The sequence below is a fragment of the Flammeovirgaceae bacterium genome (genome assembly GCA_015180985.1).
Lineage (GTDB): Bacteria > Bacteroidota > Bacteroidia > Cytophagales > Cyclobacteriaceae > UBA2336.
The window spans coordinates 53,387-69,375 of the sequence record CP054185.1 but is presented as its reverse complement, the minus strand read 5'-3'; the positions used below and the strand labels follow the sequence as shown (position 1 = coordinate 69,375).

The following is a 15,989-nucleotide window of genomic DNA, read 5'->3' as shown; positions in this document are numbered from 1 at the left end:
TATTTAGTGAACCGGCTTCGGTAAAAGGAGCGCAAATTTATAGATAATTAAGAAATTAGGAACACCAATAATTTGTTATCTTGGGTAGGTTCGGTAAACCATAAGTAAACCACTTTCCGGATGGTTATTGATGTAGAGCAGGAGAAAAGGGAAATTATCAGCAGGTATCGGAAACTGCTGCGGAAAGCCAAACCTGTTTTAAAGGAAGGTGATGCCCGGTTAATAAAGAAAGCCTTTACAATGGCGCTTGAGGCGCATAAGGAAATGCGCAGGAAATCCGGTGAGCCCTATATTTTTCATCCCCTGGCGGTAGCCCAGATTTGCGTTGAGGAAATCGGCCTGGGAACCACCTCCATAATTTCTGCTTTGCTTCACGATGTGGTTGAAGATACCGACCTTGAACTGACCGACATTGAACGGATGTTCGGCAAAAAGGTAGCCCGTATTATTGACGGGTTAACAAAAGTATCGGGCGTATTTGAGTATGGCACATCGCAGCAAGCTGAAAACTTCCGGAAAATGCTGTTTACCCTTTCGGAGGATGTGCGGGTAATCCTCATAAAGCTGGCTGATCGGCTGCACAACATGCGCACACTCGACAGCATGCCGCGCAACAAACAACTCAAAATCGCCTCCGAGACTATTTATTTATATGCGCCACTGGCTCACCGGCTTGGCCTGAATGCCATAAAAAGTGAATTGGAAGATTTGTACCTCAGGTTTACCGACCGCCCGATGTACGACTCCATTGCGCGTAACATTGACGATACAAGGGCTGCACGTAATAAATTTATTAAGCAGTTTATGCAGCCGATTAAGGAAGAGTTGGACAGGCTTAAAATCAAATACGAAATCAAAGGCCGGCCAAAATCAATTTATTCCATATGCAACAAAATGCGTAAGCAAAACATACCCTTCGAAGAAGTGTATGATCTGTTTGCAATACGCATTATACTGGATGCACCCCTTGAGCAGGAAAAAGCGTTGTGCTGGCAGGTATATTCTATTGTAACTGATTTTTACACCCCCAATCCCGACAGGCTGCGCGATTGGATAAGCACCCCCAAAGCCAACGGGTACGAATCGCTGCACACCACCGTAATGGCCAAGAACGGCCAGTGGGTGGAGGTGCAAATACGCACGCAGCGCATGGATGAAATTGCGGAGAAGGGATATGCTGCCCACTGGAAGTACAAAGAATCATCGGCTGCGCACGAATCGAACCTTGAGAAATGGCTTGCCAAAGTGCGCGATACATTGGAACAGAACGATCACTCTGCACTCGACTTTGTAAATGACTTTCGTGGTAACCTGTTTAGCGATGAAGTATTTGTGTTTACACCTCGTGGTGAATTAAAAACCTTGCCCTACGGGGCCACTGCCTTAGACTTTGCGTTTGAAATTCACACCCAGGTGGGCTCAAAATGCATTGGTGCAAAGGTTAACAACAAACTGGTACCCATTAATTATGTACTCAAAAATGGCGACCAGATTGAAATACTCACTTCGCAAAAGCAAAAACCGCATGAAGACTGGCTGCGGTTTGTGGTAACCTCTAAGGCCCGCTCAAAAATTAAAGACAACCTTAAAGAAGATAAGAAGCGGATTGCCGAAGAAGGGAAGGAGATCATTCAGCGTAAGCTAAAGCAGCTAAAAGTTGAACCCACCCACATTATACTGGAGCAGATGCGCGAATACTTTGGCCTGGCCAGTCATTTCGAGTTGTACTACCGGGTGGGTAAAGGTATTATCAATACGGCCGACATCAAGCGGTTTAAAGAGTATAAACCGGCCTCACCCCTCAAAACGAAACCTAATGTACGCGTGGCCGATGCCAAGGTAATTGAGCAGGAAATTACCCGCATAAAGGGGCGTTACGAAGACATCCTGCTGATTGGCGAAGATATGGATGTGGTTGATTACAAGCTGGCCAAATGTTGTACGCCCATACCGGGTGATGATGTTTTCGGTTTTGTTACCGTTAATGAAGGAATAAAAATACACCGCACTACCTGCCCCAATGCCACCGAATTGCTGGCCAGCCACGGCAACCGTGTAGTTAAAGCAAAATGGACATCGCAGCATGAAGTGGCTTTCCTTACGGGTCTGAAAGTCAGAGGAACGGATAGGGTAGGGCTTATTAATGACGTATCCAAAATCATTTCGGAGGAACTGAAAGTGAATATGAGTTCGATGTCGTTCCATACTGATTCCGGCATCTTTGAAGGCGAAATTATGCTGTATGTAAACGATACCCGCCACCTGGAACAACTCATACAGAAATTAGAAAAGGTTGAGGGGGTAGTTAAAGTGAGCCGGTTCGATTCAAAAGAATAACTGTTAATTCTGCCATTCTCCTGTATCTTTGTGCCATGGTGGCTAATCTGACGGTTTTTGAAGAAGTAAAGAAGATTTTTACTGCCTACCTGGAAAGCCGGGAGTTGCGGAAAACCCCCGAACGGTATGCTATCCTGGAAGAGATCTACTCCCACAACGGTCACTTTGATGTAGAATCACTCTACCAAAGCATGAAGCGCAAAGAATACCAGGTTAGCCGGGCCACAGTTTATAACACCCTGGATTTACTTGTGGAGTGCGACCTGGTAAGTAAACACCAGTTTGGTAAGAACCTGGCGCAGTACGAAAAATCGTATGGGTACAGGCAGCATGATCATTTAATCTGCACCGACTGCCATAAGGTGGTTGAATTCTGCGATCCCCGCATCCACACTATTCAGAAAACCGTAGGTGAAGTATTGCATTTTGATGTTGTTCACCATTCCCTCATCCTGTACGGATCATGTACACAACCCACTTGTCAGAATAAAAAACGTAACGATTTAAAAAAATGACTTTTTTGAGTGAACATAAAAACGGAAGCCTGGTGCTTCGTTTATCGGGCGACTTAATTGGTGAGCATGACGGGGCCGGAATCATCGGGGTTGTAACGGATGCGCTGAACAGCCAGGTAAGTAAATGCATTATTGATATCTCCAACCTGCGTTACATTAACAGCAGCGGCATTGGTGTGCTGATTACCATTTTAACCAAGTTCAGAAACAAGGGCGGAGAAGTGTTTCTGTTAAAGCCTTCTGAGAGCGTGAAGAAATTACTGGTTATCACTAAGTTGAACTCTATTTTTCAGGTAGTTCAATCCGAAACCGAAGCAGTTTAACCAAATCCTTTATATGTAACCGGCTATGGCTAAAGTTGATGTATTGTTAGGCCTTCAGTGGGGTGATGAAGGAAAAGGAAAAATTGTTGATGTGCTGGCTCCAAAATATGATGTGGTTGCACGCTTTCAGGGAGGCCCCAATGCCGGCCATACCCTGGAGTTTGAAGGTATAAAGCACGTTTTACACCAGATTCCGTCCGGCATCTTCCGCGAAAGGACAAAAAACATTATCGGCAACGGAGTTGTACTTGATCCCATTATCTTCAAAAAAGAAATTGAATCGCTCATCAAATTCAACCTTAACCTTAAGGCTAATTTGTTTATCTCCAAGAAGGCAACCCTGATCATTCCTTCGCACCGCCTGCTCGATCAGGCCTTCGAAACAGCCAAAGGCGAGGACAAGATAGGCTCAACCCTTAAAGGCATCGGCCCATCGTACCAGGATAAAATAGGCAGACAGGGCCTGCGCGTAGGTGATATACTTTCTGATAACTTTAATGCCAAGTTCAATAAACTGGCCGAAAGTCACCTGGCCATCCTTAAAAACTACCCGGTAACCTTTAACTGGAGCGAATTGTGCGACCAGTTTTTTGATGCGGTAAAATTCCTTCGCCAGTTTAATCTGGTTGAAAGCGAATACATGATTAATCATGAACTGAAAGACGGGGCCAGTATACTTGCCGAAGGGGCGCAGGGTTCGCTGCTGGATATTGACTTCGGGAGTTATCCGTTCGTAACCAGTTCCAACACCATTGCAGCCGGTGCGTGTACCGGCCTGGGTGTGGCGCCAAAACATATTGGTGAAGTATATGGTATCTTTAAGGCTTACAGCACCCGTGTTGGCAGCGGGCCTTTTCCTACTGAACTTTTTGATGAAGAAGGTGAACGGATGAGAAAGGAGGGCAATGAATACGGTTCAACCACCGGCCGGCCCAGGCGATGCGGCTGGATTGACATACCGGCATTAAAATACTCCATTATGATAAACGGAGTAACCCGGCTGCTGCTGATGAAGGCGGATGTGTTGAGCATATTCCCCACCATAAAAGTATGTGTAAAATACCAGCTTAAAAACGGCACCACTACCGACATGTTGCCTTATGAGCTGGTTAATGAGAAAATCCTTCCCGTGTACGAGGAGTTTAAAGGATGGAACGTACCCTTAACTCATAAAACCGGAGATTCACTACCCGTTGAACTTGAAAAGTATATTCAGTTTATTGAACAGGAATTAAATGTGCCTATAACGCTGGTGTCAACCGGCCCCGATCGGCTGCAAACTATTTTCCGGAAGCAGGTAGCGGCTTAATTTTAACCGGCCTTCGTACCCTGTTTTTTACCTTACAAAAGAGGTTCTATATTTCAATAAAATTGAATGACGGTGGCGTGAAAAGAAATGCCCTTTTTTTATCAGTTGTGTTTATTCTGCTTGTAATCGCGGGCATTGTAGGGTACTTCAATTTTTCGCAAAAGAAAGCATTATCCGTTTGGAGCCTTATTCCTGAACAGGCCGTGCTGGTGTATGAATCGGGCAACTGTAAAGCGTGCTTTGCACAACTGCAGAATAATCCCCTTTGGCTGTCGGTTAGCCAGGTTGCAGTAAATAATAAAACCGGTGATTTATTTACCAACTTTCTAAACGATATCACAGGGGCCTCAGCCTGGCTGGCTTCGCTTCATGTAACCCAGCGAAACAATTTTGACTTTGTTTTCTATACAACCGATGATTTGGGCAAGGCAACTGATCGGTGGATAAAGCCAGTAACACAACCAGCCAGAAGAGAGTATGCAGGCTTCACCATTTATGAATTAAAGCAAAATGAACAGGTTTTATCGTGGGTGGTTATCGAAAATTTCTGGATTGGCAGTTTCACTCCCTTTTTGGTAGAAGATGTTATACGAACCCACAAAGCAAACGGAACCCGTGGATTTGAAAACCAGCTTCAACAGGTTAAAAAACTACCGGTTGTGAAAAATGATGTGGGCAACCTGTTTATCCGTTACGAAGGCTTAAACGCATTTATTAGCAGTTTCCTGCCGGAGGGTGCCGTGTTAAAGCCCGTGATTGGTCAAACTGCGGTGCTTGACATTAAGGAAAATACTTCGCTAACCCTGAGTGGTTTTTCACTTACCGATCAGTCGGCAACCGGTTCGTTGTTATCCTACTTTGCCGGTCAGAACCCCGTTGCCTTTTCACATAAGCAACTTATTTCAAACAGGGCACTGGCCGTTACCAACTACGGTATTACCGATGGAACAGGTTTCTATAAAAATTTACCTTTGGCCGGCAACAGTAAACTTCAGGATTCATTGCGCTCGCTGGCACCTATTAATTTTGAAAACCTGTTTTCCGGATTGGGTAAAGAACTTTCAGTATGCCTATTCGAACGGAGAAAGAGCGAACAGACGCGGGTTGTGTTGGTTGATTTATTGGATAAAGAGAGTTGGATAACCATATTCAATCAGCTATCGAAAGCAACCGAGAGCGGTGATTCCTTATACGCAGAGCAGTATGGTTCGTACCAGCTTCGCAAAATTGAAATTAAGAACTTAGCTCAAAAACTTTTTCATCCGTTGGTAGCAGGCTCCGACCTGACCTATTATACCGTTTCAGGCAAAACCTTAATTCTTTCCGACAATCTGAGTGATCTGAAACGTTTTCTGGACGACATTGATCAGGAAGAAGTTTGGGGTAAATCCGTAGCTACCAATCAATTCCTTGAGTCAACCCTGCTAGAATCCAATGTGAGTTTTTATTTTAATATGCCGCTGCTTAAAAGTGCATTGGTACAGCGGTTGGCGCCTTCCTGGAAGGCATTTTTTACCGGAAATCTACCTGTACTTAACCGACTGGGCATGGGGGCTATTCAGTTCAGCAACCTGAGCGGAATGGTTTATACCCATGCCATTGTAATGCCTTCCGGTTCGGCAGCCTTGCCGGATCAAGCAATTAATAAACGCATCCAGGTTGTTTTAAATGCTCCGGTTAAGTCATCCTTGTACAGCGTGCGCAACCACACAACAAAACAAAATGATTTGGTATTTCAGGATTCACTGGGTGTGTTGCATTACTTATCACCGGAAGGTAAAACTCAATGGAGCCTTTCGCCTGGCGGCATGATTGCCGGAGAAATAAAGCAGATTGACTATTTCAACAACGGAAAACTCCAGCTTCTTTTTGTTACACCGGGAAAACTTCATGTTGTTGACCGACTGGGGAATTACGTAAGCCCGTTTCCCGTGTCGATTCCCATACAGCAACCTGAGTTTATTAATGTTATCGACTACGACAACAGCAAGCGTTACCGGTTTATAATTTCCGATCGGACCGGAAAGTTATGGATGGTTGATAAGCAGGGGCAGCTACTGGATGGATGGAAGCCGAAATCCATTGAAGGGAGGACGACCGCACCACCCCGTCATTACCGCATACAAGGCAAAGATTATATCGTAGTGTTTCGCGAAGACGGGCAGGTGCTGGTGATGAACCGAAAAGGCGAACCAATTAAAGGTTTTCCTCTGTCATTGGATTTCAGGCCATCAGGTGCTTTTGGTTTTGAGGCCGGGCGTAATCTTGCAGGTTCGGTATTTACCTGTATTTCGAAAGATGGAATAAAAACCCGATTCACAGCCGAAGGAAAAATTCTTACCCGCGAGCCTCTGGTGAAGTCAACGGTAACCGATCAGTTTTCACTGGTTGAAGAAAAATCCGGCAATGGATACATCATCGTTCGCCAGAGCGCAAAACGCTTAACGGTATTTGATGATGACGGCCGTGAACTTGTTGCCAACGATTATGTTGGAATGAACCCGGTGGAGCTACACTATTACGATTTTGGTTCTGGCAGGGTTTTTATTGCTCTTACCGATGCAGAGCAAAACCTCACATACGTGTATGATGGCAGCGGCAATGCCCTCCTTTCTGCACCGGTTAATGCCGGAGTTAGCACTATGAGTTGGGATGGTACTGCAAAATTGTACTATGCGGATGAGAGAATACTCGTTATTGATTTGTTATAGCAGATTTATTTACCCCGCATTTTTTCCAACTCATTCCACAAGGCTTCCGGAATGGCCTCCAGGTGGCTGAATTCCCCACCGTTGCGCAGCCACTCGCCACCATCAATAGTTATCACTTCGCCATTAATGTAGGCCGAGTAATCCGACATGAGGTAGGCCGCCAGGTTGGCCAGTTCCTGGTGGTGGCCAACGCGCTTTAACGGAATGCGTTCAGCCGGGTCAAATTTCTTCACCAAATCACCGGGGAGCAACCGGCTCCAGGCCCCTTCCGTAGGAAAAGGACCTGGCGCAATGGCATTGCTGCGAATGTTGTATTTGGCCCACTCTACAGCCAATGAACGGGTTAGCGCAAGCACACCGGCCTTGCCGCAGGCCGAAGGAACAACATAACCGGAGCCGGTCCAGGCATACGTTGTAACAATGTTCAGAAATACTCCCGGTTGCTTTTTGGTAATCCAGTTTTTACCAGCGGCCAGGGTAGTGTAGTAGGTTCCTTTCAAAACAATGTCGACCACAATATCAAATGCCCGGTGCGATAACCGTTCAGTTGGACTGATGAAATTTCCGGCTGCGTTGTTCAGCACACCATGAATCTGCCCGAAGGACGCCTCCGTTTGCTTGAGTACATTTTCAATTTCATCGTACTTCCTAACATCACAAGTCACAGCCAGTACGTTACCACCTGTTTCTTTCATTAACTCATCGGCCGCTTTAGTGAGTACTTCAGTTTTACGGCTGGTGATAACCAGGTTAGCGCCAAGCTCAAGCATGTATTTGCCCATGGAGCGGCCAAGGCCGGTGCCCCCACCGGTAATGATAATGGTTTTGTTTTTAAGCGAGCCGGGTTTGAGCATTCCTTCCATAGTAATTAAAGTTTTGCTTTAAGTTAGTAGAATCCGTTTCTGGTTGTTCCGTGGTTTGAGCTTTTATTTCCAATGATTCTTTCGATATTTACCAAACCATTTTTTAAACTTATGAAGCGTACAATCACACTGGTACTTGCCTTACCTTTTTTGTTTTCATCATGTGTAGTTACCAAGAAGAAGTATGACGACATGCTGGCACAAAAAGTTAAACTGGAGGCCGATTTGGCTGAACGTAACCAGCAACTGGAAAAAGCTAACCAGGAATTAGCCGCCCTGGATGAAAAAGTGAAAAGCCTGGCCGCTGATACCTCAAGCCTTGGCGCAGATCTGAAGGCAAAAACTGCCAGGCTGGCCGAGTTAAACCAGGAGTACGATAAACTGAACGCCTATTACAAAAACCTGCTTACCAGCAGCGGCAAACTGAACCGCGATATGGCCCAGCAGCAGGAGCAATTGCTGGCTATACAAAACAGCCTGGAACGAACCCGCAGAATGAACGACTCGCTGAGTACCAGTCTTTCGGAACGCGAGAAGAAAGTACGCGAACTTGAGGCAGTGCTGGCCGCAAAGGATAAAGCCGTTAATGACCTAAAGAATAAAATTTCGAATGCGCTGCTGAATTTTAAAGAAAACGATTTGACTGTTAATGTTAAAAACGGAAAGGTATATGTTTCTCTTGCCGAGCAACTGCTGTTTGCTTCCGGAAGTACCGAGGTGGATGCCAAAGGAGTTACTGCTTTGCAACAACTGGCCAAAGCTATTAAAGATCAGCGCGACATAAACATTATGGTTGAAGGGCACACCGATAATGTTCCGATTTCCAAAAAATCGCAGTACATGCAGGATAACTGGGATTTAAGCGTGATGCGCGCTACGGCAATCACCAAGATCCTGACCAAAGCGGGTGTATCGCCAAAACAAATTACAGCCGCAGGCAAGGGAGAATTTACTCCGCTGGCGGTTAATGATACTCCACAGAACAAGCAGAAAAACAGGCGAACGGAAATTATCATAACTCCCAACCTAGACGAATTATTCCGGATACTCGAAACCAACTAAATTTTTATGAGCAGATTATTTTATATACTCATCATTGTTATTGATGTACTGGCCATACTGGATGTGTGGAAACAGGAATCATCAATGGAAAAGCGGGTGCTTTGGATTGTAATTATCCTTGTCTTCCCCCTGCTGGGTCCATTGGCGTGGTACCTGGTGAGCCGCAAGATCATCAAGCTATAAAAATAAAGACCCGGACTTGTCCGGGCCTTTATTCTAAAAACCAGGTAGTTAATCTTTTAGTACTACTGCATCGATATTTTTCTGTTTAACCAGTGCATTGAATGCCGGTATGTCTTCTTTGAAGATTTTGTTAAGGGCATTCAGGTGCTTATCAATCTCGGCTGTAATTTCCTTTTTAAACTCCACCATTTGGTCGGTAGGGCGGCTGTTGCCGTTACCGGCCAGAGAGTTTAAATGTGCCAGTTTGTTATTCAGCCGTATCGGAAAGTTGAGCGGGTCCTGTCCGCTGCGGTTTTTGGTTTGATACAACGTTTCCTCAATGGCTTTCATGTTGTCCTGAATAGCCTTGGCTTTATCGAGCACATCCTTCATGGCTTCTTTCTGATCTTTAATCGGGTCGATGGCACGGTTAATCTGCTCGCGGGCCTGGCGTATCTTTTTTATGGCCCCGTGGGTTTCGCTTACCTTGGCCAGTACCTCCTGCACAAAGTCAAACTGGGCTTTCAGGTCGGCATCGGTAGCGGTTGAACGCGGATCTTTAAGAATTTCAAAATCCGTTTCCATCGATTTTCCATTTACCGTTAGCCTTACTTTATAGGTACCCGGCAGTGCACGGGGGCCGTTGAGGGAAGCGGCCCACAGAATCATGCCGTCAAACGATTCGGCATTGGGGTAGCGCATGTTCCAGTTAAACCGGTTCATGCCCGGTTGTTTCAGTGTTAGTTTTTCTTCTTTGGCTTTCAGGTCGGGCTTTGTGGAAAATTTCTTGATCAGCTTTCCACTTGATTCTAAAAATTCCAGGCTAACCTGCGCCTTCGTGGTATCCTTCAGGTAGTAATGCACCATAACACCTCCGGGATGGTTCTGGCCTGCAGTTCTGGGGGCACGACCGAAACTGAAGGCCGGGCCCATGCGGTAGCTGGGCATCGGTTTAAACAAATATGAATCGGAAGCAGCTACCTGGTCGGTTAACTGGTGCAGCGGGGTTAAATCATCAATCAGCCAGAAACTTCTTCCCTGCGTAGCGGCAATCAAATTATCATTTTTGATGGTCAGATCAGTAATCGGCACGATGGGCAGGTTGAGTTGGAAGGGTTTCCAACTTGTGCCATCATCAAATGATATATACATCCCCGATTCGGTGCCGGCATAGAGTAACCCTTTGCGTTTCGGGTCAGCGCGCAGCACGCGGGTAAAGTGGCCGGGGTCAATGCCGGCTGTAATCTTCGTCCAGGTTTTGCCGTAGTCTTTCGATTTATACAGGTAGGGTTGGTAGTCGCCCAGTTTGTAGCGGGTGCCGGCAATGTAAATGCCGCCTTTCTGGTGAGCATCAAATTCTACGCTGTTAATCATCATCCATTCGGGCATGTCTTTGGGAGTAACATTTTTCCACTCTTTGCCGCCATCGGTAGTAACATGAATGAGGCCGTCATCCGAACCGGTAACGATAAAATCTTTTTCATAAGGCGACTCACCGGCAGCGAAGATGGTGCAATAATATTCTACGCTGGTATTGTCTTTGGTAATGGGTCCGCCCGAAGGGCCAAGTTTTGACTTGTCGTTCCGGGTCAGGTCGGGGCTGATGGTTTCCCACGATTGCCCGCCATTGTAGGTTACGTGTACGTGGTTGGAGGTGGTGTATAGTTTTTTAGGGTTGTGGGGTGAGAAGAAGATCGGGAAGTTCCACTGGAAGCGGTACTTCATGTCTTCGGCTCCGTGACCCATGGGGTTGTTCGGCCACACGTTAACGGCACGGTTTTCTTTGGTTCGGTGGTTTTCCATTTCAAGCAGCCCACCATAGTTTCCGCCATAAACAACGTCAAGATCGGTCGGGTCGGGTGCCAGGTGGCCGCTTTCGCTGCCGGCTGTTATTTCCCAATCGCTTTCGGTAATGGCAAACCCATCGGTGCGGTGATAAATCCGAACGGTGGTGTTATCCTGCTGGGCCCCGTAAATACGATAAGGAAATGCATTATCGGTAGTTACCCGATAGACCTGGGCCGTAGGCTGGTTCATGTAGGTGGTCCAGTTTTCGCCACCGTCAAAGCTTACCTGTGCACCGCCATCATCGGCAATGATCATGCGTTGGTTGTCTTCGGGTGCAATCCACAAATCGTGGTGGTCGCCATGAGGAGCATTAAATGATTGAAAAGTGCGGCCGCCATCTTTGGATCGGTGGTAGGACACATTCACCACGTACACCATGTCTTCATCTTTGGTATCGGCATAAATGCGGGTATAATACCAGGCACGCTGGCGCAGATCGCGTGAGTCGTTCATTTTGCGCCAGGTTTTGCCGGCATCATCGCTGCGGTAAACACCACCATTTTCATTTTCAATAATGGCGTAAACGCGGTTGGAGTTAACGGGCGAAACGCTTATACCTACAATGCCCCAGGTGCCTTTAGGCAAGCCTTCGCTTTGTGTAATATTGGTCCAGGTATCTCCGCCATCGGTGCTCTTCCACATGGCTGATCCATCACCACCGCTCTCAAGGCTGTAGGGCGTTCTGCGGATACGCCAGGTGGAGGCGTACATCACGCGCGGATTATTCGGGTCGAAGCACAGGTCAACGGCCCCGGCATCGGCATTGGCAAACAGGGTGCGCTTCCAGGTTTTACCGCCATCAACGGATTTATAAACGCCACGTTCTTCCGATGATTTGAACAAATCGCCAAGTACTGCAGCATAGACAATTTCAGGATTTTTCGGATGGATGCGAACACGGGGTATGTGCCGTGAATCTTTTAATCCAATCTGCGTCCAGGTTTTGCCGGCATCCACCGATTTCCACATGCCGTAGCCGTACGACACGTTACCGCGAACGGTTTTTTCGCCACCTCCAACATAAATTACGTTATTGTCCCACTCGCTAACGGCAACCGCGCCAATGGAGCCGCCAAAGAAACCATCAGAAATATTTTCCCAGGTGTTGCCGGCATCGGTGGTTCGCCAGACACCGCCACCGGTGGCCCCGAAATAAAACAGGTTTGGCTTGCCGGGCACCCCGGTTACGGCTGCCGAGCGGCCACCCCTGAAGGGGCCGATGCTTCGCCATTCAAGGGCCTGGTAAAGTTTGGGGTCGTACGATGCGGTTGCCGGTGCAGCAGCCGGTTTCTTCTGTGCATGCAGGTGCGGCCACAAGGCCAGCAGGCATACAATAAGCAGGTAATACTTTTTCATAGGCATTGATTTTGGACGTGAGATTAGGGTTAAGTTATCAATTGGCCTTGAACTTTTCTATCAGTGGCAGATATCGCTTTCGTTTGAAATTTTGACTTTGGCGAAAGACCTCTATTTTCAGGGAAATTTTACCTATGCAACCAGGCGACCTGCGGAAGCTTTTCAGTATTCCGGTAATTGTAGCGGCCCTCGGCTACTTTGTTGATATCTACGATTTGCTGCTGTTCAGTATTGTGCGCATTCCCAGCCTGGCTGCATTGGGTGTACCCCAGGCCGAGCAGTTTGATCAGGGTGAGTTTCTCTTGCGCGTGCAAATGACCGGCCTCTTGCTCGGGGGTATCATCTGGGGCATTATGGGTGATAAAAGGGGGCGGCTCTCGGTTTTGTTCGGATCCATTTTGTTGTATTCGCTGGCCAACATTGCCAACGGCTTTGTTACCACGGTGGAGCAATATGCCTGGCTGCGGTTTATTGCCGGTATTGGGCTGGCCGGTGAATTGGGTGCAGGCATAACATTAGTCTCGGAAGTGTTACCCACCCGATTGAGGGGATACGGTACAACCCTGGTAGCCAGCGTGGGTTTATTGGGGGCTGTTATGGCCAACTTTATTGCCAAGCAGTTTGACTGGCAGGTATCGTATTTTATTGGCGGTGGGCTTGGCTTGTTGTTGCTGATTACACGCATCAGTGTTTTCGAATCGGGTATGTTTATGCAACTGAAAGAGAAAACTGTTGAGCGCGGCAACTTCCTTCAATTATTTACGAATGCAGACCGGTTTAAACGGTTTGTAAACTGCATCCTTATCGGGTTGCCCATCTGGTTTACCATCGGCATACTGATAACATTCTCACCGGAATTTTCAGCTCATCTGGGAATACCCGGTGCAATTGTTGCCGGAGATGCCGTGATGTTCAGTTACCTTGGCCTGGTGGCCGGTGATTTGAGCAGCGGATTATTCAGTCAGTGGTTTCGATCGCGCAAGCGTATAGTGCGCGTTTATATTTTACTCACGCTGGCTTTTATTTTAGTATACCTCTCGGCACCGGTAAAATCAACCTCGTTCTTTTACCTCACCTGTTTTTTCCTTGGGTTTGGTGTGGGTTACTGGGCGCTGTTCGTTACCATTGCAGCCGAGCAGTTTGGCACCAACCTGCGGTCAACGGTGGCCACATCGGTTCCGAATTTTATCCGTGGCACCGTTGTGCCGTTAACCATAGCCTTTAAGTTTTTGCGTGATTCGTACGGTATTGTTTCCGGTGCGTTGATGGTTGGTATAGCTACCATTATTATTGCGCTGGTTTCGCTTGCCTTTCTGAGTGAAACGTTTGGTAAGGATCTGGATTTTGTTGAATCGGATTAACACGCTGATCATTCAATAAAATTGTGGGCTGCAAGGTAATCCTTACCTTTGCAGGTAAAAGTTACCAGGGAATGCTTTTTCGGTTCTTTATTGCTGTTTTGGCCGGCCTTCTTATTCTAGCAGAGGCCTCGTTTGGTCAGCAATTTTCGCGCATAGACAGCCTCCGCAGCCTGCTTCCCCGTTCTGATAAACGCAAACAATTTGATCTGCTCAATGATATCGGATTCGCCTACCGGTTGTCGTACCCGGACAGCACCATCTGGTACTGTACACGTGCTTACGAAGTCGGCCAGGAATTGAATTTACCCAAGGAACTTTCCAAGCCGTTAAGTTTTATCGGGCTGGCAAAGGCCTATAAGGGCGACTATAAATCATCGTTTGATTTCCATACCCGTGCCATTGAGGTTGCTCAGCAGCAAAACGATTCGGTGCAGCTTGCCTATGGCTATAACAATTTCGGTCGCCTGTTTTTTGATCAGGGCGACTATACCCGGGCTTACGAGAATCTTATCCAGGCCCTTCAGATTTTTGAAGTGATTCAGGAGCCGGCCGGATTGGCTTATGTGTATCGCAGCCTTTCCAATATTTATAAATCGCAAAATGATTTTGAAAAGGCGCTGGATATGTCGGTAAAGGCATATAACCTGCGTAAAAGAGTGGGTGAGCCCCGAACCCTGCTTTCGGCTCTTTCAGAATTGGGCCTGGTGTATAGTGAATTAAAACGGGTAAATGAGGCGAACCGGTGTTTTGAACAGGCTGACTCCATTGCTCAACGAATAGACGATAAAATAAGTCTGGCGGAAATCAGGCTGGGATGGTCTGAGTTCCTTGTGAAGAGTGGAAATTACAAGAAAGCCGACAGCCTGGCGCACTTGGCTTATACCATGGTGGTAAAAAATAAAAATCTGCGCCTGATGCCCCGTGCCAACCTGCTGATGGGAAATGTCCATTATCAGTTAAAAGAGTTTAGTGATGCAGTTCCTTACCTGAAACAGGTTGTTGAGCTAAAATCCGATGTACACCTTGATTTGAAACGGGATGCTAATTTTTACCTTGGAAAAATTTATGAACAAACCGGTAAGAAAGAAGAAGCTACAAGGTATATCAACCAATACCTGATTCTGAAGGAGTCGCTGGTAAGTGTTGATCTGGCCCGCGAAATTGAGAAACTGCAGTTTCAACTGGAAATAGAAAAAAAGGAAAGGGAGAATGAACAGTTGAAAGCAATGGCTGCACAAAATGAGTCCGTGATTCGCCAGCAGCGGCTTCAGAATATCATCCTGTATGTCGTAATATTTTTTGTGAGCCTGGTTGTATTTATGCAGTGGCGCAATACTAAGAAACGCAAGGAATCGGCCGAACGGCTGATGCTGCAGAATGCTGAAATCGAAGCGCAGCGCAGGGAAATTATTCGCCAGAACGAACAACTGGCAAAGCACAACCGCGAGCTTTCGGATTTAAACCATGAGAAGGACACCCTGATGAATATTGTGGCGCACGATTTGAAATCGCCTTTAAATCGCATCCGCGGACTGGCCAGTTTAATTGAAATGGAAGGTTCGCTGAACTCCGAACAAAAAAAATACCTCAGCCTGATGCTGGATTCAACAAGGGCCGGCCTTGACCTGATTACCGACCTGCTCGATGTGAACTCGCTGGATGTAAACCGCGAACCGGGTTTTGCCCCGTTTAACCTTGACCAGTTAATTGCCGACAGGATTGGAGCCTTCAGCCACACGGCTAACGGCAAATCAATACAAATACAACAAGCAGGGTCTGCCGGTGAAATTATTTGCGATTTTGACTATGTTACCCGGATAACCGATAACCTGTTGTCCAATGCCATAAAATTTTCACCGGCACAATCGGTCGTTACAATTTCTTTGGCTGATGAGGGCGGTATGGTTTTGCTATCGGTTAAAGACCAGGGACCCGGATTCAGCGAAGAAGACAAAAAATTTCTCTACCAGAAATTTAAAAAACTAAGCGCCCGGCCAACCGGGGGAGAAAGTTCAAACGGCCTGGGGTTGGCCATTGTGAAAATTCTGGTCGATCGCCTCAACGGGAGTATCGAACTGAATTCACAACCTGGTAAAGGCAGCGAGTTTACTGTCCGGTTGCCAAAAGAGCCTGCTTAATCAA

General features: G+C 46.8%; 11 protein-coding genes. 9 read left to right on the top strand and 2 right to left on the bottom strand.

The window, feature by feature from the left end; translation table 11 throughout:
- The first annotated feature begins 120 nt into the window (after window positions 1-120).
- The 5 genes from HRU69_00325 to HRU69_00305 all read left to right on the top strand — a co-directional run bounded on the left by HRU69_00325 (window position 121) and on the right by HRU69_00305 (window position 7,195).
- Window positions 121-2,337, top strand: coding sequence for a bifunctional (p)ppGpp synthetase/guanosine-3',5'-bis(diphosphate) 3'-pyrophosphohydrolase (locus tag HRU69_00325; GenBank protein QOI96013.1), 2,217 nt, complete (start codon window positions 121-123; stop codon window positions 2,335-2,337).
- A gap of 35 nt (window positions 2,338-2,372) precedes the next feature.
- Complete coding sequence (locus tag HRU69_00320; GenBank protein QOI96012.1) at window positions 2,373-2,852, top strand: transcriptional repressor; 480 nt, start codon at window positions 2,373-2,375, stop codon at window positions 2,850-2,852.
- On the top strand, window positions 2,849-3,175 hold the full coding sequence (locus HRU69_00315; protein ID QOI96011.1) for an STAS domain-containing protein: 327 nt from the start codon (window positions 2,849-2,851) through the stop codon (window positions 3,173-3,175). The genes HRU69_00320 and HRU69_00315 overlap by 4 nt, the downstream gene beginning before the upstream one ends.
- A 25-nt stretch (window positions 3,176-3,200) precedes the next feature.
- Window positions 3,201-4,484, top strand: a complete 1,284-nt coding sequence (locus HRU69_00310; GenBank protein ID QOI96010.1) for an adenylosuccinate synthase — start codon at window positions 3,201-3,203, stop codon at window positions 4,482-4,484.
- A gap of 77 nt (window positions 4,485-4,561) precedes the next feature.
- Window positions 4,562-7,195 carry a hypothetical protein gene (locus tag HRU69_00305; protein ID QOI96009.1) on the top strand — a complete coding sequence of 878 codons (2,634 nt, stop codon included), beginning with the start codon at window positions 4,562-4,564 and terminating at the stop codon, window positions 7,193-7,195.
- Between the two features lie 5 nt (window positions 7,196-7,200).
- Here HRU69_00305 and HRU69_00300 read toward each other — a convergent pair whose 3' ends face one another.
- Window positions 7,201-8,049, bottom strand: a complete 849-nt coding sequence (locus tag HRU69_00300) for an SDR family oxidoreductase (protein QOI98783.1) — start codon at window positions 8,047-8,049, stop codon at window positions 7,201-7,203.
- A gap of 120 nt (window positions 8,050-8,169) precedes the next feature.
- Here HRU69_00300 and HRU69_00295 point away from each other — a divergent pair, with 120 nt between their 5' ends.
- The gene (locus tag HRU69_00295; GenBank protein QOI96008.1) at window positions 8,170-9,120 is read left to right on the top strand and encodes an OmpA family protein; all 951 of its coding nucleotides are present in this window, start codon (window positions 8,170-8,172) and stop codon (window positions 9,118-9,120) included.
- A gap of 6 nt (window positions 9,121-9,126) precedes the next feature.
- Window positions 9,127-9,303, top strand: a complete 177-nt coding sequence (locus HRU69_00290; GenBank protein ID QOI96007.1) for a PLDc_N domain-containing protein — start codon at window positions 9,127-9,129, stop codon at window positions 9,301-9,303.
- A 48-nt stretch (window positions 9,304-9,351) separates the two neighbouring features.
- On the opposite strand, the gene HRU69_00285 is transcribed toward HRU69_00290, so the two are convergent.
- A complete protein-coding gene (locus tag HRU69_00285) occupies window positions 9,352-12,486 on the bottom strand; it encodes a glycosyl hydrolase (GenBank protein ID QOI96006.1) in 3,135 nt (1,044 codons plus the stop codon).
- Window positions 12,487-12,620: 134 nt separating this feature from the next.
- Here HRU69_00285 and HRU69_00280 point away from each other — a divergent pair, with 134 nt between their 5' ends.
- Entirely contained in the window at window positions 12,621-13,847 is a 1,227-nt protein-coding gene (locus HRU69_00280; protein ID QOI96005.1) for an MFS transporter, read from the top strand.
- Window positions 13,848-13,918: 71 nt separating this feature from the next.
- Window positions 13,919-15,985, top strand: coding sequence for a tetratricopeptide repeat protein (locus HRU69_00275; GenBank protein ID QOI96004.1), 2,067 nt, complete (start codon window positions 13,919-13,921; stop codon window positions 15,983-15,985).
- Window positions 15,986-15,989: the final 4 nt, after the last annotated feature.

What these genes read in the sequence shown, in the direction of transcription:
- HRU69_00325 (QOI96013.1), top strand. Translation starts at nt 121, where the DNA reads ATGGTTATTGATGTAGAGCAGGAGAAAAGGGAAATTATCAGCAGGTAT.
- HRU69_00320 (QOI96012.1), top strand. Translation starts at nt 2,373, where the DNA reads ATGGTGGCTAATCTGACGGTTTTTGAAGAAGTAAAGAAGATTTTTACT.
- HRU69_00315 (QOI96011.1), top strand. Translation starts at nt 2,849, where the DNA reads ATGACTTTTTTGAGTGAACATAAAAACGGAAGCCTGGTGCTTCGTTTA.
- HRU69_00310 (QOI96010.1), top strand. Translation starts at nt 3,201, where the DNA reads ATGGCTAAAGTTGATGTATTGTTAGGCCTTCAGTGGGGTGATGAAGGA.
- HRU69_00300 (QOI98783.1), bottom strand. Translation starts at nt 8,049, where the DNA reads ATGCTCAAACCCGGCTCGCTTAAAAACAAAACCATTATCATTACCGGT.
- HRU69_00295 (QOI96008.1), top strand. Translation starts at nt 8,170, where the DNA reads ATGAAGCGTACAATCACACTGGTACTTGCCTTACCTTTTTTGTTTTCA.
- HRU69_00290 (QOI96007.1), top strand. Translation starts at nt 9,127, where the DNA reads ATGAGCAGATTATTTTATATACTCATCATTGTTATTGATGTACTGGCC.
- HRU69_00285 (QOI96006.1), bottom strand. Translation starts at nt 12,486, where the DNA reads ATGAAAAAGTATTACCTGCTTATTGTATGCCTGCTGGCCTTGTGGCCG.
- HRU69_00280 (QOI96005.1), top strand. Translation starts at nt 12,621, where the DNA reads ATGCAACCAGGCGACCTGCGGAAGCTTTTCAGTATTCCGGTAATTGTA.
- HRU69_00275 (QOI96004.1), top strand. Translation starts at nt 13,919, where the DNA reads ATGCTTTTTCGGTTCTTTATTGCTGTTTTGGCCGGCCTTCTTATTCTA.